Here is a 21,548-nt window from a genome sequence, read left to right on the forward strand (position 1 = left end):
AGGCTTCGTGCTCTTGTCCGGACCGGCTGGAGGAATTCAGTGAACGTGCTGCTCGCCGAGGTGGCGCAGGCCACTCAGCGGCTGGCCGACGCGGGCGTGCCCTCACCGCGCTTCGACGCGGAGGAGCTCGCCGCCTTTGTGCACAGCGTCAAGCGGGGAGAGCTGCACGGCGTGCCCGACGCCGATTTCGACGCCCGCTACTGGGAGGCGGTCGCCCGGCGCGAGGCCCGCGAACCCCTTCAGCACATCACCGGCCGCGCTTTCTTCCGCTACCTGGAACTCCAGGTGGGACCCGGGGTCTTCGTGCCCCGGCCGGAGACCGAGTCGGTGGTCGGCTGGGCGATAGACGCGGTCCGCGCGATGGACGTCGTCGAACCGCTCATCGTCGATCTGTGCGCCGGTTCCGGCGCCATCGCGCTCGCGCTCGCCCAGGAGGTGCCGCGCTCCCGGGTGCACGCCGTGGAGCTGGACGAGGGCGCGCTGCGCTGGGCCCGCAAGAACGTCGAGGGGTCCCGCGTCGTTCTCCATCACGCGGACGCGTTGACGGCCCTGCCCGAGCTCGACGGACAGGTGGACCTCGTCATCAGCAACCCGCCGTACATCCCGCTGACCGAGTGGGAGTACGTGGCGCCGGAGGCCCGCGACCACGACCCCCAGCTCGCGCTCTTCTCCGGAGAGGACGGCCTCGATGTGATCCGTGGCCTGGAGCGCACCGCCCACCGGCTGCTGCGCCCCGGGGGCGTGGTGGTCATCGAGCACGCAGACACCCAGGGCGGCCAGGTGCCGTGGATCTTCACGGAGGAGCGTGGCTGGGCGGACGCCGCCGACCACCCCGACCTGAACAACCGGCCCCGGTTCGCCACCGCGCGGAAGGCCATGCCGTGACGGCGGCACCGCACCACACATTGGCCACGTACGAGGAGGTCCGTTAAAGATGGCACGGCGATACGACTGCGGGGACGCCACCGACCGCAAGACCGGCCTGCGCGAGGCCGCCTCCGCCGTCCGCCGCGGCGAACTGGTCGTGCTGCCCACCGACACCGTCTACGGGATCGGCGCGGACGCCTTCAACGCCGAGGCGGTCGGCGATCTGCTCGAGGCCAAGGGCCGCGGCCGCAATATGCCCACCCCGGTGCTGGTCGGCTCCCCGAACACCCTGCACGGGCTGGTCACCGACTTCTCCGAGATGGCCTGGGAGCTGGTCGACGCCTTCTGGCCCGGTGCGCTCACCCTCGTCGCCCGGCACCAGCCGTCCCTCACCTGGGACCTGGGGGAGACCCGGGGCACCGTCGCGGTGCGGATGCCGCTGCACCCGGTCGCGATCGAGCTGCTGACGGACTTCGGCCCGATGGCGGTCTCCAGCGCCAATCTCACCGGACACCCCTCACCGCAGGACTGCGACGCCGCCCAGGACATGCTGGGGGACTCCGTCTCGGTGTACCTCGACGGCGGGCCCACCCCGGCCGCCGTGCCCTCCTCGATCGTCGACGTCACCGGCAAGGTGCCGGTGCTGCTCCGGGCGGGCGCGCTCACCGCCGAGCAGCTCCGCGAGGTCGTACCCGACCTCGAGGTGGCGAATTGACAGCCCCTGAGGGGCGTGGCATAGCGGAACACCGTGAGAAGAAGCCCGAGGCCACCTTCCGCATCCTCCACGTCAGCACCGGCAATGTATGCCGCTCGCCGATCACCGAGCGGCTGACCCGGCATGCCCTCACGCACCGCCTCGGCACCGTCCGCACCCGCGGTCTGATCGTGGAGAGCGCCGGCACCTGGGGCCATGAGGGCGCGCCCATGGAGGCGCACGCCGCGACGGTCCTGACCGACTTCGGCGCCGACCCGGCGGGCTTCCTCGGCCGTGAGCTGCTGGACGAGCACGTCATCCGCGCCGATCTGGTCCTGACCGCCACCCGCGACCACCGGGCGCAGGTCATCTCGATGGGGCATTCGGCGGGGCTTCGCACCTTCACGCTCAAGGAGTTCACCCGGCTGGTGCGGGCCATAGACCCCGCGACGCTGCCCGATCCGGCGGAGGCGGGCGGCGTGGTCGAGCGCGCCCGCGCCCTGGTGCAGGCGGCGGCCGCGCTGCGCGGCTGGCTGCTGGCGCCCACCGAGGACGCGGACGAGGTGCACGATCCGTACGGGGCGCCGATCACCTTCTTCCGCTCCATCGGGGACGAGATCAACCAGGCCCTGGACCCGGTCGTCACGGCCCTGACGGGGGTCCCCGCCCCCGCGTAGCCCCCCTGGCGGGGCCCAGGGGCGCGCGGGCGGGGGTTTCCCGGGGCTCACGGCGCGCCACGAGGGCGTGTGGGGCCTACATTGGGGGTGACCACCTTCGACGACCCGCCGTCCCCTCCGAAGGCTGTGAGCACGCCATGGCCGTCACCCCCCGGGGCCCCGATTTCGGAGCGCTCGCCCGCCAGGACCCGGAGCTGGCGGGGATCATCCTGAGCGAGATCGACCGCGTCTCCTGCGGCCTCCAGCTCATCGCGGCCGAGAACTTCACCTCGCCGGCCGTGCTGGCGGCGCTCGCCTCGCCGCTGGCCAACAAGTACGCCGAGGGCTATCCCGGCGCCCGCCACCACGGCGGCTGCGAGATCGTGGACATCGCCGAGCGGGTCGCCCAGGACCGGGCGAAGGCCCTGTTCGGCGCCGAGCACGCCAATGTGCAGCCGCATTCGGGCTCCTCGGCGGTGCTGGCCGCCTACGCCGCGCTGCTGCGGCCCGGGGACACGGTGCTGGCGATGGCGCTGCCGCACGGCGGCCATCTCACCCATGGCTCACCCGCCAATTTCTCCGGCCGCTGGTTCGACTTCATCGGCTACGGCGTCGATCCGGCGACCGGCCTGATCGACTACGAGCAGCTCCGCGCGCTGGCCCACGCCCACCGGCCGAAGGCGATCGTCTGCGGTTCCATCTCCTATCCGCGCCATCTGGACTACGCCGCCTTCCGTGCCATCGCCGACGAGGTGGGCGCCTATCTCATCGCCGACGCCGCCCATGCGATCGGTCTGGTCGCGGGAAAGGTGGCGCCGTCCCCGGTGCCGTACGCGGATGTGGTGTGCGCAACGACACACAAGGTGCTGCGCGGGCCGCGCGGCGGAATGCTGCTGTGCGGTGCGGAGCTGGCCGAGCGGGTCGACCGGGCGGTGTTCCCGTTCACCCAGGGCGGCGCCCAGATGCACACCGTCGCGGCCAAGGCGGTGGCTTTCGGCGAGGCCGCGGCGCCCGCCTTCACCGCCTATGCGCGGCGGGTGGTGGCCAATGCCCGGGTGCTCGCGGACGCCCTGGTCGCGGAGGGTCTCGCGGTGGCCACGGGCGGCACCGACACCCATATGATCACCGCCGATACGGCCCCGCTGGGCCTGGACGGACGGACCGCGAAGGCCCGCTGCGCGGCCGCCGGGATCGTCCTGGACACCTGCGCGCTGGCATCCGCCACCGAGCCCCGGGGATGCGTCAAGGGGATCCGGCTGGGCACCGCCGCGGTGACCACCCAGGGAATGGGAGCGCCGGAAATGGAGCGGATAGCGGCCCTGATGGGAACCGTCCTGCGGGACGAAGGCGTGGTACGGGAAAAGGTGGCGGAACTGGCCGGGAGATTTCCGCCCTATCCGGACGAGGCCCGAATCATGCAACCATCCGAAGGTGTAGGACGTCTGTAAGTACGTTCACCGCAAGGCGTCCGACACGCATAAGGTGTGAGGCTGTGATGGCCAGCGATACCTCTGGGGCAGCCTGTGCGTGAATACCTGCTGACTCTGTGCATCACGGCCGCGGTCACCTATCTGCTGACCGGGCCGGTGCGGAAATTCGCCATCGCGGCCGGTGCGATGCCGGAGATCCGCGCCCGTGATGTGCATCGCGAGCCCACTCCGCGGCTCGGTGGCATCGCCATGTTCGGCGGGCTGTGCGCGGGGCTGCTGGTCGCCGCCCATCTGACCAATCTCAAGGACGTCTTCGAGGTCTCCAACGAGCCACGGGCGCTGCTGTCCGGCGCCGGGCTGATCTGGCTGCTGGGCGTGCTGGACGACAAGTGGGGCGTGGACGCGCTGATCAAGCTCGGCGGCCAGATGATCGCCGCCGGTGTGATGGTGCTCCAGGGTCTGACCATCCTGTGGCTTCCGGTGCCCGGTGTGGGACCGGTCTCGCTGACGCCCTGGCAGGGCACACTGCTGACCGTCGCCCTGGTCGTCATCACCATCAACGCCGTCAACTTCGTTGACGGGCTTGATGGGTTGGCGTCCGGGATGGTGTGCATCGCCGCCGCCGCGTTCTTCATGTACGCCTATCGCATCTGGTACGGCTACGGCCTGGAGGCGGCCGCGCCCGCCACCCTGTTCGCCGCCGTCCTCATGGGGATGTGCCTGGGCTTCCTGCCGCATAACGCGCACCCCGCGCGGATCTTCATGGGCGACTCGGGCTCGATGCTGATCGGGCTGGTGCTGGCGGCGGGTGCCATCTCCATCACCGGCCAGGTCGACCCGGACGCGATGAAGCTGTTCGAGGGGTCCGAGCAGGCCGCGGTGCACGCCACCGTCCCGGTCTACATCCCGTTGCTGCTGCCGCTGACCGTCATCGCGGTGCCCTTCGCCGACCTGGTGCTGGCCATCGTCCGGCGCACCTGGCGGGGCCAGTCGCCGTTCGCCGCGGACCGCGGCCATCTGCACCACCGGCTGCTGGAGATCGGCCATTCGCACAGCCGGGCCGTCCTGATCATGTACTTCTGGTCGGCGCTGATCGCCTTCGGCGCCGTGGCCTACTCGGTGAACTCGGCCGGTGTGTGGTTCGTCCTCGCGATCGTCGCGCTGAGCGGGGTCGGGCTGGTGCTGTTGCTGCTGCCGCGGTTCACCCCGCGCGTGCCGGGCTGGGCCGAGGCGTTCGTTCCGCCGCGCTACCGCCGCGCCAACCGGATCGCACGGGCCGAACAGGGCGCCGAGGCGCCCGCGGAGCCGGTGGCGGCCGTGGCCGGCGGCGGGTCCGCGCCATCGGATCCGCAGACGGCCGCGCCCGAGCCGGTGGGCTCCGGGCTGAACGGCGGGGCGAACAGCGGGCTGAACGGCGGCGCGAGCGGCGGGACGAACAGTGGGGTGAACGGCGCCACCGCGATCGGCGACCGGTCCCGCTTCACCCACCGCCGCAGGATCGGAACACCTCAGTAGCCGCCCTGGTGATTCCCCCAGTAAATGCGGCGGGGGAACGGCCGGTGAGAGCACCGAAGATCACAGGACGGCGTCAGCACGGTACACAGTCGATAACTCTCCCGTGTGACGTGCAGCACATCCGAAGGGTAAAGACCTCATCAAATAGTTTGTGATACCGTTCACTAAACCCGGTGCTTAGACCCGAGGGGCCGTAGGGCGACGGCTCTTCGTCGTGAGGTCTCCTCTGTTCCCGGGGATACGCTCGTCCACGACGAATCGTTGCTTCCGACACTTGCCGGAGAAACCCTTCATGCAGTCCAACGACGCCAGAACGCTCCTGAGTTGCGCCGTGCCCACCGCCGTCGTCGGCGTGGTCGCCGTCGCTGTCGGTGCCGCGTTCGCAGGCGGCAAGGGAGCGATCGGCGCGGGCTTCGGCACATTCGTCGCCATGGTGGTGATGGGTTCGGGGCTGATCGTGCTGGAGCGCACCGCGAAGCATCTCCCGCATCTGTTCCAGGCCATGGGCATGGTGCTTTTCATGACCGAGTTCCTGCTGGTGGCGGTCGTGCTCGCGGTGTTCCAGGACACCACGATGTTCAACGTCAAGGCTTTCGCCCTCGCGCTGCTCGCGGCGACCCTGGTGTGGGTCGGCGCACAGGCCCGTGCGCATATGAAGGCGAAGATCCTCTATGTGGAGCCCGAAGCCGAGGACGAACGTAAGCCCGAGGGGGCGAAGAAGTCCGCTCCCGCCGGGTCCACGCCGTGAGAAGTAGGCCCGGGATAAGAGCATGTGCGCTCACCTGCTATCGTCCGGTGCCATCTGAGGCACAGCGGGCGCAGGTAGCTGAACCCCCGGATTCCACGGGACGGAATCGGCGGCCCATGCAGCTGATGCCCGACATACCACTCGGCCACGTGCCGATCAGCCGCCCCCACATCCGCAAGACCAGTCCAGTGCCGTTCCGTGGCCGCGTGCCGCGCCGACACAACGAGGTTGCCGTACCCATGCGCCACGCTGAAGGAGCTCGCGGTGAGTCCTGACCAGACGCTCGCCTTCGAGACGAACTGCCACATCTTCGACGGGTGCGGCTTCCCGGCACCCGGACTCCATTCCTTCAAGTTCGAGCCGCTCTTCTCCGTCGGCGGCTTTGACTTCAACAAGCCGATGCTGCTGGCCCTGCTGGGTACGGTCGCCATCGTCTGGTTCTTCTGGGCCGCTTTCGCGCGCGCCAAGGTCGTGCCGGGCAAGCTTCAGATGATCGGCGAGGCGGGCTACGACTTCGTGCGCCGCGGCCTGGTCTATGAGGCCCTCGGCAAGAAGGAGGGCGAGAAGTACGTCCCTCTCATGGTCTCGATCTTCTTCTTCGTCTGGATCATGAACCTCTGGTCGATCATTCCGGTCGCCCAGTTCCCGGTGACGTCGATCATCGCCTTCCCGGCCGGTCTGGCCGCGATCGTCTACATCCTCTGGATGTACCTGACCTTCAAGAAGCACGGCTTCGTCGGCGGCTGGAAGAACATCACCGGCTACGACAAGGAGCTCGGCGCGATCCTGCCGATGATCGTCGTGATCGAGTTCTTCTCGAACGTCATCATCCGGCCCTTCACCCACGCGGTCCGGCTGTTCGCCAACATGTTCGCGGGCCATCTGCTGCTGCTGATGTTCACCATCGGCACCTGGTACCTGCTGAACGGCATCGGCATCGTCTACGCGGGCGCGTCCTTCGTGATGACGATTCTGCTGACCGCCTTCGAGCTCTTCATCCAGGCTGTCCAGGCGTACGTCTTCGTGCTCTTGGCCTGCAACTACGTCCAGGGCGCGCTCGCCGAGCACCACTGAGCGGACCTGGCTCCCAGACCATCAGACGTCCGGTGGCCAACCCCCACCGGCCCATGAAACGCAAAGGAAGAACCGGCATGTCCGCTCTCCAGACCCTCGCCGCCGACGGCGTCACCGGCAACCTCGGCTCGATCGGTTACGGTCTCGCCGCGATCGGCCCCGGCGTCGGCGTCGGCATCATCTTCGGTAACGGCACCCAGGCCCTGGCCCGCCAGCCCGAGGCCGCCGGCCTGATCCGCGCCAACCAGATCATGGGCTTCGCCTTCTGTGAGGCGCTCGCGCTGATCGGTATCGTCATGGGCTTCCTTTTCAAGTCCTGAACGGACCGCTTTAACCACGACAGACGGAAGGCACTGATGTGAACGCCCTGGTACAGGTGGCGGCTGAGGAGAGTGAGAACCCCCTCATCCCGCCGATCCCGGAGCTGGTCATCGGCCTGATCGCCTTTGCCATCGTCTTCATCTTCCTCGCCAAGAAGCTCCTCCCGAACATCAACCGGGTTCTGGAGGAGCGCCGCGAGGCGATCGAAGGCGGCATGGAGAAGGCCGAGGCCACTCAGGCCGAAGCCCAGCAGGTCCTGGAGGACTACCGAGCCCAGCTCGCGGACGCCCGCCACGAGGCCGCGCGACTGCGCCAGGAGGCGCAGGAGCAGGGCGCCGCGCTCATCGCCGAGATGCGCGCGGAGGGCCAGCGGCAGCGTGAAGAGGTCATCGCGGCCGGACACGCTCAGATCGAGGCCGATCGGAAGCAGGCCGCCCAGACCCTGCGCCAGGACGTGGGCAGGCTCGCCACCGACCTGGCCGGCCGGATCGTCGGCGAGTCGCTCGAGGATGTGGCCCGGCAGAGCCGCACCATCGACCGGTTCCTCGACGAACTCGATGACAAGGCTTCCAAGTCGAACGACGGCTCGAAGGCAGAGGCCGGCCGATGAACGGAGCGAGCCGGGAGGCACTGGCAGCCGCGCGCGAGCGCTTCGACGCCCTGACGGACAACACCGCCGTCGACGCGTCGAAGCTCGCCGAGGAGCTGGCCGCCGTCACCGCGCTGCTCGACCGCGAGGTCTCGCTGCGCCGGGTCCTCACCGACCCGGCGCAGCCCGGCGAGGCCAAGGCCGAGCTGGCCGCGCGAGTGCTGGGCGGACAGGTCGGCGGCGAGTCCATCGACCTGGTCTCCGGCCTGGTCCGGTCCCGCTGGTCGCGCTCGCGCGACCTGGTGGACTCGCTGGAGCAGTTGGCCAGCGCCGCCGACCTGGTGGCGGCCGAGCGGACGGGTGCCCTCGACAACGTCGAGGACGAGCTGTTCCGGTTCGGCCGGATCGTCTCCTCCTCGTCCGAGCTGCGGGGCGCGCTCACCGACCGGCGGGCGACCGTCGCGGCCAAGGCCGGGCTGGTCCGCGAGCTGCTCGGCGGCCGGGCCGACCAGGTGACCGAGCGACTGGTGATCCGTCTGGTGACCCACCCGCGGGGTCGTAGCCTGGAGACGGGTCTCGACGAGCTGTCCAGGCTGGCGGCGGAGCGCCGGGACCGTACGGTCGCGGTCGTCACCTCAGCGGTGCCGCTCAGCGACCGGCAGAAGCAGCGGCTCGGCGAGGCACTGGGGAAGCTGTACGGACGGAAGATGCACCTCAACCTCGACGTGGACCCGGAGGTCCTCGGCGGGATCTCGGTGCGCATCGGCGACGAGATCATCAACGGGACCATCGCGGACCGCCTCGACGAGGCGACCCGTCGGATGGCCGGCTGACACAGCCACCAACTCAACAAGCATGCAAGCGGCCCGAGTTGGGCCGTGGTCAGACACTTCGGGCCCAACAAGGAGAGCAGGGAACCCAGATGGCGGAGCTCACGATCCGGCCGGAGGAGATCCGGGACGCGCTGGAGAACTTTGTCCAGGCGTACAAGCCGGACGCGGCCTCGCGCGAGGAGGTCGGGACGGTCAGCGTTGCCGGCGACGGCATCGCGAAGGTCGAGGGTCTTCCCTCGACCATGGCGAACGAACTGCTGAAGTTCGAAGACGGCACCCTCGGCCTCGCCCTCAACCTCGAGGAGCGCGAGATCGGTGCGGTCGTCCTCGGTGAGTTCAGTGGCATCGAGGAGGGTCAGCAGGTGCACCGCACCGGCGAGGTCCTCTCGGTCGCCGTCGGCGAGGGCTACCTCGGCCGCGTGGTCGACCCGCTGGGTGCCCCGATCGACGGCCTCGGCGAGATCGAGACCGAGGGCCGCCGCGCCCTCGAGTTGCAGGCCCCCACGGTCATGCAGCGCAAGTCGGTGCACGAGCCGATGGAGACGGGCTACAAGGCCGTCGACGCCATGACCCCGATCGGCCGCGGCCAGCGCCAGTTGATCATCGGCGACCGGCAGACCGGCAAGACCGCGCTGTGCGTCGACACGATCATCAACCAGCGCGACAACTGGCGCTCCGGCGACCCGAAGAAGCAGGTTCGCTGCATCTACGTGGCCATCGGCCAGAAGGGCTCCACCATCGCGTCCGTGCGCGGCGCGCTGGAGGAGGCCGGCGCCCTGGAGTACACGACGATCGTCGCCGCCCCGGCGTCCGACCCGGCGGGCTTCAAGTACCTGGCCCCCTACACCGGCTCGGCCATCGGCCAGCACTGGATGTACCAGGGCAAGCACGTCCTGATCGTCTTCGACGACCTGTCCAAGCAGGCCGACGCCTACCGCGCCGTGTCCCTGCTGCTGCGCCGCCCGCCGGGCCGTGAGGCTTACCCGGGCGACGTCTTCTACCTGCACTCCCGGCTGCTGGAGCGCTGCGCCAAGCTCTCCGACGACATGGGTGCCGGTTCCATGACCGGTCTGCCGATCGTCGAGACCAAGGCGAACGACGTGTCGGCGTTCATCCCGACCAACGTCATCTCCATCACCGACGGTCAGTGCTTCCTCGAGTCCGACCTGTTCAACGCCAACCAGCGGCCGGCCCTCAACGTCGGTATCTCGGTCTCCCGAGTCGGTGGTTCGGCTCAGCACCGGGCCATGCGTCAGGTGTCCGGCCGGCTCCGGGTGGACCTCGCCCAGTACCGTGAGCTGGAGGCGTTCGCCGCCTTCGGCTCGGACCTGGACGCGGCCTCCAAGGCGTCGCTGGAGCGCGGTGCGCGCATGGTCGAGCTGCTGAAGCAGGGCCAGTACGCCCCGTACTCCACCGAGGACGAGATCGTCTCCATCTGGTCCGGCACCAACGGCAAGATGGACGACGTCCCGGTCCAGGACGTCCGCCGCTTCGAGCGTGAGCTGCTGGACTACCTGCACCGTGAGCACAAGGGGCTGCTGACCGGCATCGTCGAGGGCGGCAAGATGTCCGACGACACGATCGCGGCGCTGGGCGAGGCCGTCGACAGCTTCAAGAAGCAGTTCGAGACCTCGGACGGCAAGCTGCTGGGCGAGGGCTGAGTATGGGTGCCCAGGCCAAGGTCTACAAGAGGCGGATCAAGTCCGTCTCCGCGACCAAGAAGATCACCAAGGCGATGGAGATGATCGCCGCCTCGCGCGTCGTCAAGGCGCAGCGCCGCGTGGCCGCGTCGACTCCGTACGCCACCGAGCTCACCCGGGCGGTGGGCGCGGTCGCCAAGGGCTCCACCACCCAGCACGCGCTGACCACGGAGAGCGAGAACCCGACCCGCGCCGCGGTGCTGCTCATCACGAGCGACCGGGGTCTGGCGGGCGGTTACTCGTCCAACGTGATCAAGGCGGCCGAGGAGCTCACCGAGCGGCTCATCCGTGAGGGCAAGGAGGTCGACGCGTACATCGTCGGCCGCAAGGGCGTGGCGTACTACTCCTTCCGTGAGCGCAAGGTCACGGAGTCGTGGGGCGGCTTCACCGACAGCCCCACCTACGCGGACGCCAAGAAGGTCGCGGGCCCGCTGATCGAGGCCGTCCTCAAGGACACGGCCGAGGGCGGCGTGGACGAGCTGCACATCGTCTTCACCGAGTTCGTCTCGATGCTGACGCAGACCCCGGTCCAGGACCGGCTGCTGCCGCTCAGCCTCCAGGGGACGGCGGAGCAGCAGGAGAAGAAGGGCGAGATCCTCCCGCTCTTCGACTTCGAGCCGTCGGCCGAGGACGTCCTGGACGCCCTGCTGCCCCGGTATGTCGAGGCCCGTATCTACAACGCCCTGCTCCAGGCCGCCGCCTCCAAGCACGCGGCCACCCGGCGGGCGATGAAGTCGGCGACCGACAATGCCGATGAACTCATCAAGTCGCTCACGCGGCTTGCCAACGCGGCCCGCCAGGCCGACATCACCCAGGAAATCAGCGAGATCGTCGGTGGCGCGAGCGCTCTGGCCGACGCCTCCGCGGGGAGTGACTGACACTATGACCACCACTGTTGAGCCAACCGCTGTGGCCGCGGGCCGCGTCGCGCGGGTCATCGGCCCGGTCGTCGACGTGGAGTTCCCCGTCGACGCGATGCCGGACATCTACAACGCGCTGACCGTCGAGGTCGCCGACCCGGCCCAGGACGGGGCGAAGAAGACCCTGACCCTCGAGGTCGCGCAGCACCTCGGCGAGGGCCTGGTGCGCTCCATCTCCATGCAGCCCACCGACGGCCTGGTCCGCCAGGCCGCCGTGACCGACACCGGCGCCGGCATCACCGTGCCCGTCGGGGACGTCACCAAGGGCCGGGTGTTCAACACCCTCGGCCAGATCCTCAACGAGCCCGAGGCCGAGTCCGAGGTCACCGAGCGCTGGTCCATCCACCGCAAGGCCCCGGCCTTCGACCAGCTCGAGTCCAAGACCGAGATGTTCGAGACCGGTCTGAAGGTCGTCGACCTGCTGACCCCGTACGTCAAGGGCGGCAAGATCGGCCTGTTCGGCGGCGCGGGCGTCGGCAAGACCGTCCTCATCCAGGAAATGATCATGCGTGTGGCCAAGCTGCACGAGGGCGTTTCCGTGTTCGCCGGTGTCGGCGAGCGCACCCGTGAGGGCAACGACCTGATCGAGGAGATGGCCGAGTCCGGCGTGCTCCCGCAGACGGCGCTGGTCTTCGGCCAGATGGACGAGCCCCCGGGCACCCGGCTGCGCGTCGCCCTGGCCGGTCTGACCATGGCGGAGTACTTCCGCGATGTGCAGAAGCAGGACGTGCTGTTCTTCGTCGACAACATCTTCCGCTTCACCCAGGCCGGTTCCGAGGTCTCGACCCTGCTCGGCCGGATGCCCTCCGCGGTGGGCTACCAGCCGAACCTGGCCGACGAGATGGGCCTTCTCCAGGAGCGCATCACCTCGACCCGTGGTCACTCGATCACCTCGATGCAGGCGATCTACGTCCCCGCGGACGACCTGACCGACCCGGCCCCGGCGAACGTCTTCGCGCACCTCGACGCGACGACGACGCTCTCCCGGCCGATCTCGGAGAAGGGCATCTACCCGGCGGTGGACCCGCTGGACTCGACGTCCCGGATCCTGGACCCGCGCTACATCTCGCAGGATCACTACGACTGCGCCTCGCGCGTGAAGTCGATCCTCCAGAAGTACAAGGACCTCCAGGACATCATCAACATCCTGGGCATCGACGAGCTCGGCGAGGAGGACAAGCTCACCGTCTTCCGCGCCCGCCGTATCGAGCGCTTCCTGTCGCAGAACACCCACGCGGCGAAGCAGTTCACCGGCCTCGACGGATCGGATGTGCCGCTGGACGAGTCCATCGCCGCGTTCAACGCGATCGCCGATGGTGAGTTCGACCACTTCCCCGAGCAGGCGTTCTTCATGTGCGGTGGCCTGGACGACCTCAAGGCCAAGGCCAAGGAGCTGGGCGTCTCCTGAGCCCCGTAGCTCCGCGGGAGGGGTGGGCCCGGTCCCACCCCTCTCCGTACGCCCGTTATTCTTTGACGAAAGCCCTGCCCGACCCGGCGGGGAGAGACCCGAGGAGCCACGTTGGCTGCTGAGCTACAGGTCGAGATGGTCGCTGCGGACCGCAGTGTGTGGTCCGGTGCCGCCACCTTGGTCATCGCGCGCACCACATCGGGTGACATCGGCGTCATGCCCGGCCACCAGCCGCTGCTCGGTGTGCTGGAGTCCGGCCCGGTGACCATCCGTTCGGTCGACGGCGGGACGGTCCTGGCCGCGGTGCACGGTGGGTTCATCTCGTTCGCGGACGACAAGCTCTCACTGCTGGCCGAGGTCGCGGAGCTGTCCGACGAGATCGATGTCAAGCGCGCGGAGCGGGCGCTGGAGCGTGCCAAGGCGGCGGCGGACGCCGCCGCCGAGCGGCGCGCCGACGTCCGGCTGCGTGCGGTGGCGGGAGCGCACTGAGCCTGTCACGTACGGTCGGAAAACCTCAGCCGCGGACCTCGCTGGAGCCCTTTCAGCGGTCCGCGGCTGAGGCGATGCAGGTGCGGTTTTTCCGGATGACGCGAGGAGGTCGGTGAAGATGGTCCTCGCTCTGCTTGTGGGCGGCGTGGTCGTCGCGCTGGTGGTGGTGGGACTCTTCGTCTTCGGTCTCCGGCGGCGGCTGATCCAGCGGTCCGGCGGAACCTTCGACTGTTCCCTGCGCTGGGACCCACCCGCAAGCGAATCCGAGACCAGCGGCAAGGGCTGGGTGTACGGGGTCGCCCGCTACAACGGTGACCGCATCGAGTGGTTCCGCGTCTTCTCCTACGCGCCCAGGCCCCGGCGGATGCTGGAGCGCGCCTCGATCGAGGTGCTGGAGCGGCGCACCCCCAAGGGCGAGGAGGAGCTGGCGCTGCTCTCCGACGCGGTGGTGCTGGCCTGCCGGCACGGCGGCACCCAACTGGAGCTGGCCATGAGCGAGGACGCCCTGACCGGCTTCCTGGCCTGGCTGGAGGCCGCGCCCCCGGGCCAGCGCGTCAACGTCGCCTAGCCACCTCGTCACCCGCCGCACCCACGGCAGCCCTTGCGCTATCGCACGCCCAGTTCCTGGGCCAGTACCGCGGCCTGGACCCGGCTGCGCAGCTCCAGCTTGTTCAGCAGCCTGCTGACATGCGTCTTCACCGTCGCCTCCGCCATGGTCAGCCGCGCCGCGATCTGCGCGTTCGACAGCCCCTGACCGAGACAGGCCAGCACCTCCCGCTCCCGCGGGGTGAGCGAGGCGAGCGCCGCGGGGCTGGGCGCGGTGGGGGAGGGGGCGGCCTGGGGCCGGGCGAACTCCGCGATCAGGCGCCGGGTCACCGCCGTGGCGATCATCCCCTCGCCGCGCCCCACCGTACGGACCGCCTCGATCAGATCGGCCGCCTCGCTGTCCTTGAGCAGGAATCCGGAGGCGCCCGCGCGCAGCGCCCCGAAGACGTACTCGTCGAGGTCGAAGGTGGTGAGCACCAGCACATCGGCCAACTGTTCCGCGACCACCTGGCGGGTGGCCGACACCCCGTCCAGCCGTGGCATCTGGACGTCCATCAGCACCACATCGGGGCGCAGCGCCCGGGCCATCTCCACCGCCTGGAGGCCGTCGACCGCCTCGCCGACCACCTCGACATCGGGGGCGGACCGCAGGATCAGCACCAGCCCGGAACGCACGGCGCTCTGGTCCTCGGCGACCAGAACCCGGATCGGCTCGGACGCGGTACCTGCGGGCGGGGCGGGCGGGGTCACAGTGGCTCCTGGTCGTCGAAGGGTCGTCGAAGGGTCATGGCACACTCTGAGCGCTCTCGTCGCCCCGGGGGAGCGCCGCCCGCACCTGCCACACCATGCCGCGGGGTCCGGTGACGGGTCCGGCGTCGAGGGTGCCGCCGAGCAGGTTGACCCGCTCGCGCATCCCGATCAGCCCGGTGCCGGAGCCGGGCGCCCGGGGGCCCGAGCGGTCGCCGTAGGGGCTGATGACGCTGACTTCGAGCGGGCCGTCCGCGCGGTGCGCCAGGGTCACGTCCACCCGGCCGGGTGCGGCGTGCTTGAGGGCGTTGGTGAGCGACTCCTGGACGATGCGGTACGCGGCGAGCTCGACCGGGGCGGGCAGCGGGTCGCCGCCGGCCGGCCGCTCATCGCACAGGACGATGTCCTGCCCGCCGGGGCGGGCGTTGGCGCGGGCCTGCTCCAGCAGGGTGTCGAGCGCGTCGAGGGTGGAGATGGCGGCCGGTTCCGCCGTGTCCCCCGGGTCCCGCAGCAGTCCGATCAGCCGGCGCATCTCGGCCAGGCCCCGCACGCTGTTCTCCCTGATGACGCCGAGCGCCTCGTCGGTCGCGGCGGGGTCCTTGAGGGAGAGCGCGGCGCTGGAGTGGATGGCGATGGCCGACAGATGGTTCGCCACCATGTCGTGGAGTTCGCGCGCCATCCGGGAGCGCTCGGAGGCGACCGCCTCCCGCCGGTCCAACTCGGCCAGCAGGGCGACGCGTTCCGCCTCCAGACGGGCCGCCGCGGCCTCCTCACGGTGGTTGCGGACCACCGTCCCGGTCCACGCCGGGGTGAGGGTGAGCAGTGCGACGAAGGGGCCGATCAGCAGCGTCACCGGGTCGCCGAAGATGGCCAGCGGCACCACGGTCGCCAGCCCCGTGAGGAGCCCGCAGAACTGGGGGATGCGCCGGGCGGCGAGCGGGCCGGAGTACATGACGGCCGCGTACACCAGGTCGGTGTAGATCAGGAACGTCACGGACAGCCCGCCGCTGAGGATGTCGACGCCGAGCGCGGCGGTCCCCACCCCCAGGGCGATGAGGGGCCTGGAGCGGCGCAGCAGCACGACCGCCGAGATCACCAGCAGCGCGATCAGCGCCAGCGATCGGGGCGTGTGGAAGAACGGAGGGTTGTTGCTCACCCCCAGCGCCCACATCAGGGCCCCGCCGAGCAGTCCGCTGAGGGCGATCAGGACGTCATGCCGGTGCGGGCGCGGCAGGTGGGGACGGGACGGCATGGCACCCATCACACCATGTGGCGCGCCGGGTGGGCCTCCCCCCTGGGTCCGGGCCCAGGGCCCGGCGGCGTACATCGAAGGATGCAGCCGGGTTTCATCGCCGACGACGACGCGGGCGCCCTGATCGCCGGGAGAGGGTGGGGCCAAGGGCAGAGGGAGAGAGGAAACATCGTGGTTGTCGCGTTGATCATCGCCTGTGAAGTCGGCTTCTGGGTGCTGCTGGCCATCGGGCTCCTGCTGCGGTATGTGGCGAACATGCCGAAGGCCAGCACCGCCGTGCTGCTGTGTGAGCCGCTGCTGGAGCTGGTGCTGTTCGTGACGACCGTGATCGACCTGCGGAACGGCGCCGAACCGGACTGGAAGCACGGCCTCGCCGCGGTCTACATCGGATACTCGGCCGCCCTCGGCCATTCGACGATCAAATGGGTCGACGCCCGGGTGGCCCACCGCTTCTTCGGCGGCCCGCCGCCGGTCAAGCCGGCCAAGTACGGCGCCGCGAAGACGCTGCACGAGTGGAAGACGGCCGGTCGCTGGGTGCTGGCGGCGGTCATCGCCATCGCTCTGCTCCAGGGCGCGATCTGGTACGTCGGCGACGACGGCGAGATCGGCTCGCTGCGCGACTGGCAGACCAAGATGCTCTTCCTGATCGGCATCAATGTGCTCATCGCGCTCAGCTACACGCTCTTTCCCAAGCGGGAGCGCTCCGCGTCGTCTGCTCGCTAACCCCCGTAACGGGCAGACGACGACGAGCCCCGCCCCGCCCCGTCGGCCCCGGCAACGCGCTGCCACGCGCGGCCGGGCCGGCGGGGCCCGTGGTTTTCAGCGGTTCTCGCCCGGGACCCACAGGACGTCGCCGACCTCCTTGTTGGCCGCCCGGGCCAGGATGAACAGCAGGTCCGAGAGCCGGTTGAGATAGGTGGCGGTGAGCGCGTTCATCGACTCCCCGTGCTCGGCGAGCGCCGCCCAGGTGGAGCGCTCGGCGCGGCGCGCCACCGTGCACGCCTGGTGCAGCAGCGCGGCCCCCGGGGTGCCGCCCGGGAGGATGAAGCTGCGCAGCTTCTCCAGACCCTCCAGGAATCCGTCGCAGTCCGCCTCCAGCTTGTCGATATAGCTCTGCTCGACGCGGAGCGGAGGGTGCTCCGGGTTCTCCACCACGGGGGTGCACAGATCCGCGCCCACGTCGAACAGGTCGTTCTGGACGCGGACCAGCACCGTGACGATCTCGGCGGGCAACCGGCCCATGGCGATGGCCACTCCGATCGCGGCGTTCGCCTCGTTCGCGTCGGCGTACGCGGAGATCCGGGTATCGGTCTTGGCGGTGCGGCTCATATCGCCGAGGGCGGTGGTGCCCGTGTCCCCGGTACGCGTATAGATGCGGGTGAGATTGACCATGGGGCCGAGCCTACGCGGCGGTCCTACGCCCCGGCCTGCTGGAAGAGCCGTGCGCCCAGGGTGACGGCGACGACCGCGAGCGCGGAGGCCACCAGCGAGGCCAGCGCGATCTTCCCGTCCCCGTACTCGCCCGCGAAGGCGGCCCGCACCCCGTCCACGAGATAGCGGAACGGCACGAAGTGCGAGGCGATGTCGAGCCAGCGGGGCCCGAGCGACATCGGCAGCAGAATCCCGGACAGCAGCATCGCGGGCATGGTGATGGAGTTGATGACCGGCGCGAATCCCTGCGGGGACGCCACCCGCATCGCCAGCGCGTAGGAGAGCGAGGCGAGCGAGACGGTCAGCACCCCGACGAAGACGAAGCCGATCGCCACGCCCAGCACCGGGGCGCGCAGCCCGAGCACCACGGCGACGCACACCAGCAGCAGGGACTGCACCAGCAGCAGGGCGACGTCCTTGAGCACCCGGCCCATGAGCAGCGCCAGCCGGCTGACCGGGGTGACCCGCATCCGCTCGATGACCCCCGTACGCCGTTCGAGGATCAGCCCGATCCCGGTGAACGAGGCGCTGAACAGGCCGAGTTGGACGAGGATGCCGGGGACGATGGTCTGCCAGGAGCCGGCCCGGCCGCCGAGCGGCAGATCGGTGAGCAGCGGGCCGAAGAAGACGAGGAAGAGCAGCGGCTGGACCATCCCGAAGATCAGGGCTGGTGTGGAGCGCAGCGTCTGGCGGGCGTAGCGGCCGAATATCAGGGCCGTGTCGGCGATGAGCGGGGGCATGGGGCCTTCCTCCGTGGGGCGCTTGGGGCGCATCCGGTGACTGCGTGTCAGACGGCGAGCGGGGCGGGGTTCCGCGGGGCGGTGCCGCGCCCGGTGATGGCGATGAAGGCGTCCTGGAGGGTGGCGTCCGGTGAGCCGCCGTGCTCGGTCTTGAGTCGCCGCGCCGTCCCCTCGGCGGCCACCAGGCCCTGGTCGACGATGACCAGACGGTCGGCCAGCGCCTCCGCCTCGTCCAGGTAGTGGGTGGTCAGGAAGACCGTCATGCCGTGCTCGGAGCGCAGCCCGCGGATCAGTTGCCACAGATCGGCGCGGCTGCCGGGGTCGAGGCCGGTGGTCGGCTCGTCCAGGAAGAGGATCTCGGGCCGGTGGACCAGGCCGAGGGCGATGTCCAGCCGCCGCCGCTGCCCGCCGGAGAGCGCGGCACAGGGGCGGTCCAGCAGCTCGGTCAGGCCCAGATCCCGGGCCAGTTGCCCGGCGCGGGCGGTCGCCTCGGCCTTGGCCATCCGGTAGAGGCGCCCCTGGGTGATCAGTTCCTCCCGTACGGAGACGGTCGGATCGACCCCGCCGGCCTGCGCCACATATCCGATCCGCCGGCGCACCCCGGCCGGATCGCGGGCGAGGTCGTGCCCGGCGACGGTGGCGCTGCCGCCGGTGGGCGGGAGCAGCGTGGTGAGCATGCGCAGCGTGGTGGTCTTGCCCGCTCCGTTGGGCCCGAGGAAGCCGAGGATCTCACCGCGCTCGACGGTCAGGTCGATACCGCGCACGGCGGTCACCGGGCCGCGCTTGGTCCGGAAGGTGTGGGTGAGGCCGTTCGTCGTGATGACTGCCATGCGGCTCATAAAAACAGGGTCTCCCTAATTTTGCAATGACCCCAAAAATCAAGCAGCCCCAGCGAAGCTAGGATGGGGCCATGGCGGAAGGACTCAGGGAGCGGAAGAAGCGGCAGACCAGGCAGCACATCTCGGACGTCGCGACCGGGCTGTTCATGGAGCGCGGCTTCGACGCGGTCACGATCGCGGAGATCGCCGAGGCGGCCGAGGTCTCCGTCAACACGGTCTACAACTACTTCCCGGCCAAGGAGGACCTCTTCGTCGACCGCGAGGAGGAGGTCGTCGACCGGCCCTCCCGGCTCGTCCGCGAGCGCCCGGCCGGACGGTCGGCGGCGCGGGCGCTGATGGACCAACTGCGCCAGGACATCCGCGAACGGCACCCCTACGTCGGGCTGACCGAGGGCTATGAGCAGTTCCGTCAGGTCATCGTGAAGTCCCCGACGCTGATGGCCAGACTCTTCGCCATCCAGGGCCGGACCGTCCACCAGCTCGGTGCCACGCTGCGCGAGGAGGCCGCCGCCGACCCGCGGGACCCGACGCCCGAGTTCATCGCGCACCAGCTCATCGGGTTGCAGAACGCCGTCCTGCGCTCCATCATCCGCGGGCTCGCGGAGGGCGGCGGCGTGGACTCGGTCGCCGAGGACGCCCTCCGCGATATCGATGTCATGGAGTCGCTCCTTGGCGACACGGTGCTCAACTATGCGGTGAAGAACACACCGTGACGCGCGTTACGAGGGGCTGCCCGCGGGGGTGAACGGGCGTTAAGGTCCGGCACATCGGACTGTTGACCAGATCAGACGGAACAGAGGGGTGTGTGTCGTGGCCAAGAAGCTCGCGGTCATCGGAGCCGGACTCATGGGGTCCGGTATCGCGCAGGTCTCGGCCCAGGCCGGCTGGGACGTGGTGCTGCGCGATGTGACCGATGAGGCGCTGCGCCGCGGCACCGACGGCATCAGGGCCTCGTACGAGAAGTTCGTCGCCAAGGGCAAGCTGGCGGCGGAGGAGGCCGAGCGGGCGCTGGGCCGGATCACCACCACCACCGACCTCGAGGCCGCCGCCGACGCGGATGTCGTGGTGGAGGCCGTCTTCGAGAAGATCGAGGTCAAGCGGGAGATCTTCGGCACCCTCGACCAACTGGTCAAGGACGATACGATCCTGGCCTCGAACACCTCCGCCATCCCGATCACCAAGATCGCCGCGGCCACCCGGAACCCGGAGCGGGTCGTCGGCACCCACTTCTTCTCGCCCGTCCCGATGATGGGTTTGTGCGAGCTGGTCCGCGGTCACAAGACCAGTGATGAAACCCTCGCCGCCGCACGGGAGTTCGCGGAGGGTGTCGGCAAGACCTGTATCGTCGTCAACCGCGATGTGGCGGGCTTTGTCACCACCCGGCTGATCTCCGCACTCGTCGTGGAGGCGGCGAAGCTGTACGAATCGGGGGTCGCCACGGCCGAGGACATCGACACGGCCTGCAAGCTGGGCTTCGGCCATGCGATGGGGCCCCTCGCCACGGCCGACCTGACCGGCGTGGACATTCTGCTGCACGCCACCGACAACATCTACACCGAGTCGCAGGACGAGAAGTTCGCACCGCCGGAGATCATGCGCCGGATGGTCGACGCGGGGGACATCGGCCGTAAGAGCGGCGAGGGCTTCTACCGCTACTGAGGGCCCTGGTGCGGCGCCAGGCCCGGAACTCACCCTCCTGGGTGAATTCGGTATCGGTTCGCTTACAGACGGCAACTTCCGCGTGTGAGAGGCAGTCAGTTCTGTAGACAGAAATGGCGCATTGACGACACGACGCACCGTATAGGGGAGCGCATATGCACATCAGGGGCGACCACGCCGAGCTGGTCGTCGGGGGCCGACTGGACGTCCGGAGCGCGGCGGACGCCCGTACGGCCCTGCACACCGCTGTGGACGCCGGGGGCGGGGATCTCGTTCTCGACCTGACCGAACTGGACTCCTGGGACGCCACCGGGCTCGGAGTGATCATGGGCGCGCACCGCCGCGCGGGCCGGGTGGGCAGACGGCTGGTGCTGCGCGGGGTGCCGCTCCAGATGCAGCGGCTGCTGGTGGCCACCCGGCTGCACCGCATCCTGGCGATCGAGGGCGGGCTGGAGGCGGAGTCACTGCCGCGAGTGTGAGCCGCGCGGGCCGGATATCCGGGGGTGCCGGGTTACCCGGGGTGGCGTGGGCCCCCTCCCGCGCGGTGGATACTGTGAGCAGGTCCAGGCCGTGTGATACCGGCCCGGGGTTCGGTGGATGCCGGACACATTCCCTACGGCGGCACCGGACCAGAAGCGAAGGCAGGCCGGGGAGCCTTACAGCACGCCACGCATCTGGGGGGCAAGGACATGGACCCGAAGAACCGCGGATCGCAGGAGCACGGCCGGGACGAGTCCGGGCCGGGTGCGGCGTCCGGTGCGCCGCATGCCGCGGACGCTCCCGGCGCCGGCTCGCCAGCGCGCCCGCCCACGCCGCCGGGACTGCCGGGGGACGTACCGACGCCGCCGCTGGGCAGCCAGGCGTCCGGCTCCTCGGCCTCTTCCGCCTCCTCGGCCTCCTCGGCTTCTTCCGTGTCCTCGGTTTCGTCCGATCCTGCCGGGCCTCCCGCCCGCACCGCGCGCATCGTCACCGGTGACTACCTGCTCACCGTCAACCCCGTCGACGGCAGCGAGATAGAACCCTGCCCGCCCGGAGCGCGCCCCGCCCGGCCCGAGCGCCACGGCCCCGACGAGCGCGCCGAGCTGCGCCA

At 69.9% G+C, this 21,548-nt stretch carries 24 protein-coding genes and 1 pseudogene; 20 read left to right on the forward strand and 5 right to left on the reverse strand.

Features of this window, described 5'->3' with window-relative positions; translation table 11 throughout:
* Window positions 1-39 precede the first annotated feature (39 nt).
* The 15 genes from prmC (at window position 40) to KN815_RS02110 (ending at window position 13,812) form a co-directional block, all read left to right on the forward strand.
* Window positions 40-885 carry a peptide chain release factor N(5)-glutamine methyltransferase gene (gene prmC, locus KN815_RS02040; RefSeq protein ID WP_059147679.1) on the forward strand — a complete coding sequence of 282 codons (846 nt, stop codon included), beginning with the start codon at window positions 40-42 and terminating at the stop codon, window positions 883-885.
* Window positions 886-934: 49 nt separating this feature from the next.
* Window positions 935-1,582 carry an L-threonylcarbamoyladenylate synthase gene (locus tag KN815_RS02045; protein WP_014054918.1) on the forward strand — a complete coding sequence of 216 codons (648 nt, stop codon included), beginning with the start codon at window positions 935-937 and terminating at the stop codon, window positions 1,580-1,582.
* The gene (locus KN815_RS02050) at window positions 1,579-2,238 is read left to right on the forward strand and encodes an arsenate reductase/protein-tyrosine-phosphatase family protein (protein ID WP_078643655.1); all 660 of its coding nucleotides are present in this window, start codon (window positions 1,579-1,581) and stop codon (window positions 2,236-2,238) included. The genes KN815_RS02045 and KN815_RS02050 overlap by 4 nt, the downstream gene beginning before the upstream one ends.
* A gap of 137 nt (window positions 2,239-2,375) precedes the next feature.
* Entirely contained in the window at window positions 2,376-3,665 is a 1,290-nt protein-coding gene (gene glyA, locus KN815_RS02055; RefSeq protein WP_216339561.1) for a serine hydroxymethyltransferase, read from the forward strand.
* A 75-nt stretch (window positions 3,666-3,740) separates the two neighbouring features.
* Window positions 3,741-5,162, forward strand: coding sequence for an MraY family glycosyltransferase (locus KN815_RS02060; RefSeq protein WP_253208692.1), 1,422 nt, complete (start codon window positions 3,741-3,743; stop codon window positions 5,160-5,162).
* A gap of 292 nt (window positions 5,163-5,454) precedes the next feature.
* Window positions 5,455-5,910, forward strand: coding sequence for a Cg1360 family ATP-synthase-associated protein (locus tag KN815_RS02065; protein WP_216339563.1), 456 nt, complete (start codon window positions 5,455-5,457; stop codon window positions 5,908-5,910).
* A 264-nt stretch (window positions 5,911-6,174) separates the two neighbouring features.
* Window positions 6,175-6,984 carry a F0F1 ATP synthase subunit A gene (atpB, locus tag KN815_RS02070; protein WP_216339565.1) on the forward strand — a complete coding sequence of 270 codons (810 nt, stop codon included), beginning with the start codon at window positions 6,175-6,177 and terminating at the stop codon, window positions 6,982-6,984.
* A gap of 77 nt (window positions 6,985-7,061) precedes the next feature.
* Complete coding sequence (gene atpE / locus KN815_RS02075; protein ID WP_020868408.1) at window positions 7,062-7,304, forward strand: ATP synthase F0 subunit C; 243 nt, start codon at window positions 7,062-7,064, stop codon at window positions 7,302-7,304.
* A 38-nt stretch (window positions 7,305-7,342) separates the two neighbouring features.
* Complete coding sequence (locus KN815_RS02080) at window positions 7,343-7,915, forward strand: F0F1 ATP synthase subunit B (protein ID WP_216339567.1); 573 nt, start codon at window positions 7,343-7,345, stop codon at window positions 7,913-7,915.
* Window positions 7,912-8,727, forward strand: coding sequence for a F0F1 ATP synthase subunit delta (locus tag KN815_RS02085; RefSeq protein WP_216339569.1), 816 nt, complete (start codon window positions 7,912-7,914; stop codon window positions 8,725-8,727). The genes KN815_RS02080 and KN815_RS02085 overlap by 4 nt, the downstream gene beginning before the upstream one ends.
* An 89-nt stretch (window positions 8,728-8,816) precedes the next feature.
* Window positions 8,817-10,388 carry a F0F1 ATP synthase subunit alpha gene (gene atpA, locus KN815_RS02090; protein ID WP_216339570.1) on the forward strand — a complete coding sequence of 524 codons (1,572 nt, stop codon included), beginning with the start codon at window positions 8,817-8,819 and terminating at the stop codon, window positions 10,386-10,388.
* Between the two features lie 2 nt (window positions 10,389-10,390).
* Window positions 10,391-11,305, forward strand: a complete 915-nt coding sequence (locus tag KN815_RS02095) for a F0F1 ATP synthase subunit gamma (RefSeq protein WP_216339572.1) — start codon at window positions 10,391-10,393, stop codon at window positions 11,303-11,305.
* 4 nt (window positions 11,306-11,309) lie between these two features.
* Window positions 11,310-12,755 carry a F0F1 ATP synthase subunit beta gene (gene atpD / locus KN815_RS02100; protein ID WP_121824841.1) on the forward strand — a complete coding sequence of 482 codons (1,446 nt, stop codon included), beginning with the start codon at window positions 11,310-11,312 and terminating at the stop codon, window positions 12,753-12,755.
* 111 nt (window positions 12,756-12,866) lie between these two features.
* Window positions 12,867-13,244 carry a F0F1 ATP synthase subunit epsilon gene (locus KN815_RS02105; protein ID WP_216339574.1) on the forward strand — a complete coding sequence of 126 codons (378 nt, stop codon included), beginning with the start codon at window positions 12,867-12,869 and terminating at the stop codon, window positions 13,242-13,244.
* A gap of 118 nt (window positions 13,245-13,362) precedes the next feature.
* Window positions 13,363-13,812 (forward strand): DUF2550 domain-containing protein, encoded by a 450-nt coding sequence (locus KN815_RS02110; RefSeq protein WP_216339576.1) that lies wholly within the window; start codon window positions 13,363-13,365, stop codon window positions 13,810-13,812.
* 38 nt (window positions 13,813-13,850) lie between these two features.
* Here the strand turns inward: KN815_RS02110 and KN815_RS02115 are convergent, their stop codons facing one another.
* The gene (locus KN815_RS02115) at window positions 13,851-14,540 is read right to left on the reverse strand and encodes a response regulator (RefSeq protein ID WP_216339579.1); all 690 of its coding nucleotides are present in this window, start codon (window positions 14,538-14,540) and stop codon (window positions 13,851-13,853) included.
* A 34-nt stretch (window positions 14,541-14,574) separates the two neighbouring features.
* Window positions 14,575-15,789: a sensor histidine kinase gene (locus tag KN815_RS02120; protein ID WP_216339581.1), complete on the reverse strand. Its 1,215-nt coding sequence runs from the start codon at window positions 15,787-15,789 to the stop codon at window positions 14,575-14,577.
* Between the two features lie 171 nt (window positions 15,790-15,960).
* Between KN815_RS02120 and KN815_RS02125 the strand changes: the two genes are divergently transcribed.
* Window positions 15,961-16,512, forward strand: coding sequence for a hypothetical protein (locus KN815_RS02125; protein ID WP_216339583.1), 552 nt, complete (start codon window positions 15,961-15,963; stop codon window positions 16,510-16,512).
* A gap of 96 nt (window positions 16,513-16,608) precedes the next feature.
* Here KN815_RS02125 and KN815_RS02130 read toward each other — a convergent pair whose 3' ends face one another.
* The 3 genes from KN815_RS02130 to KN815_RS02140 are packed head-to-tail and all read right to left on the reverse strand — an operon-like array spanning window position 16,609 to window position 18,790.
* A complete protein-coding gene (locus tag KN815_RS02130) occupies window positions 16,609-17,181 on the reverse strand; it encodes a cob(I)yrinic acid a,c-diamide adenosyltransferase (RefSeq protein WP_216339585.1) in 573 nt (190 codons plus the stop codon).
* Between the two features lie 23 nt (window positions 17,182-17,204).
* On the reverse strand, window positions 17,205-17,960 hold the full coding sequence (locus tag KN815_RS02135) for an ABC transporter permease (protein WP_216339587.1): 756 nt from the start codon (window positions 17,958-17,960) through the stop codon (window positions 17,205-17,207).
* A 47-nt stretch (window positions 17,961-18,007) separates the two neighbouring features.
* Window positions 18,008-18,790 (reverse strand): ABC transporter ATP-binding protein, encoded by a 783-nt coding sequence (locus KN815_RS02140; RefSeq protein ID WP_216339602.1) that lies wholly within the window; start codon window positions 18,788-18,790, stop codon window positions 18,008-18,010.
* Between the two features lie 80 nt (window positions 18,791-18,870).
* Here KN815_RS02140 and KN815_RS02145 point away from each other — a divergent pair, with 80 nt between their 5' ends.
* The 4 genes and pseudogenes from KN815_RS02145 to KN815_RS02160 form a co-directional block, all read left to right on the forward strand.
* Window positions 18,871-19,512: a TetR/AcrR family transcriptional regulator gene (locus KN815_RS02145; protein WP_216339589.1), complete on the forward strand. Its 642-nt coding sequence runs from the start codon at window positions 18,871-18,873 to the stop codon at window positions 19,510-19,512.
* A 97-nt stretch (window positions 19,513-19,609) separates the two neighbouring features.
* Window positions 19,610-20,458 (forward strand): 3-hydroxyacyl-CoA dehydrogenase family protein, encoded by an 849-nt coding sequence (locus tag KN815_RS02150; RefSeq protein ID WP_216339590.1) that lies wholly within the window; start codon window positions 19,610-19,612, stop codon window positions 20,456-20,458.
* 155 nt (window positions 20,459-20,613) lie between these two features.
* Window positions 20,614-20,937, forward strand: coding sequence for an STAS domain-containing protein (locus KN815_RS02155; protein WP_216339591.1), 324 nt, complete (start codon window positions 20,614-20,616; stop codon window positions 20,935-20,937).
* A gap of 210 nt (window positions 20,938-21,147) precedes the next feature.
* Window positions 21,148-21,548 (forward strand): annotated as a pseudogene (locus KN815_RS02160) (ATP-binding protein); the annotation flags it as partial.

Origin of the sequence: Streptomyces niphimycinicus (assembly GCF_018883605.1) — a bacterium.
Lineage (GTDB): Bacteria > Actinomycetota > Actinomycetes > Streptomycetales > Streptomycetaceae > Streptomyces > Streptomyces niphimycinicus.